Annotated in this window: 1 protein-coding gene and 1 pseudogene; one reads left to right on the top strand and one right to left on the bottom strand. The window is 47.4% G+C overall.

Features of this window, described 5'->3' with window-relative positions:
- Positions 1-93: pseudogene (locus R7R24_RS28470) on the top strand (DUF2750 domain-containing protein); the annotation flags it as partial.
- Positions 94-168: 75 nt separating this feature from the next.
- On the opposite strand, the gene R7R24_RS28465 reads toward R7R24_RS28470, so the two are convergent.
- The coding region (locus R7R24_RS28465) for an ATP-binding cassette domain-containing protein (RefSeq protein WP_318120418.1) at positions 169-603 on the bottom strand (435 nt) is incomplete at its 5' end.

Here is a 603-nt window from a genome sequence, read left to right as displayed (position 1 = left end):
GTTGTTGTATTCCCGAATCAAAACGAAGAAGGCGTGGTGTTGTTTCCTGACGAGTTTGATTTCGAACTGCGTAAACAAGCAAGCCGTCGTTAATCTGACTTTACTCGCTTTACCCAATAGAAAAAGCCTGCATGAAAGCAGGCTTTTTGTTTTTCGTGAGCCATCTGTTTAGTGGCTTGGCGCTTTGTAGAAATGGCTTTCTACCAAGCGCTGGGTAATCGCATGTTCTGGATTAGTAAGGACTTGGTTTGTCTCTCCAAACTCAACCACTTCGCCTTCGTGCATTACCATCACTTTGTCGGTGATGTGTTTTACGATACCGATATGCTGAGACACGTACACAAACGACAAGCCCATCTCTTCTTGCAGCTCCAAGAACAGGTTGATGATCTGCGAGCGCATCGCCATATCCAAACCGTTTAGTGCTTCATCCGCCACAATGATTGATGGCTGAAGGATGAGTGCACGAGCCAAACAGACACGCTGTTTTTGACCAGCCGCAAGCATTTGAGGATAGAAGTAGGCGTGCTCCGGCAGAAGCCCTACGCGAAGCAACGTCTCTTTCACACGTTTCATTCGTGCATCTGGCGGCATGTTGGTGTT

The organism is Vibrio sp. 704, from assembly GCF_033339295.1.
The sequence above is the reverse complement of the archived record's forward strand: the minus strand, read 5'-3'. Positions and strand labels throughout refer to the sequence as shown.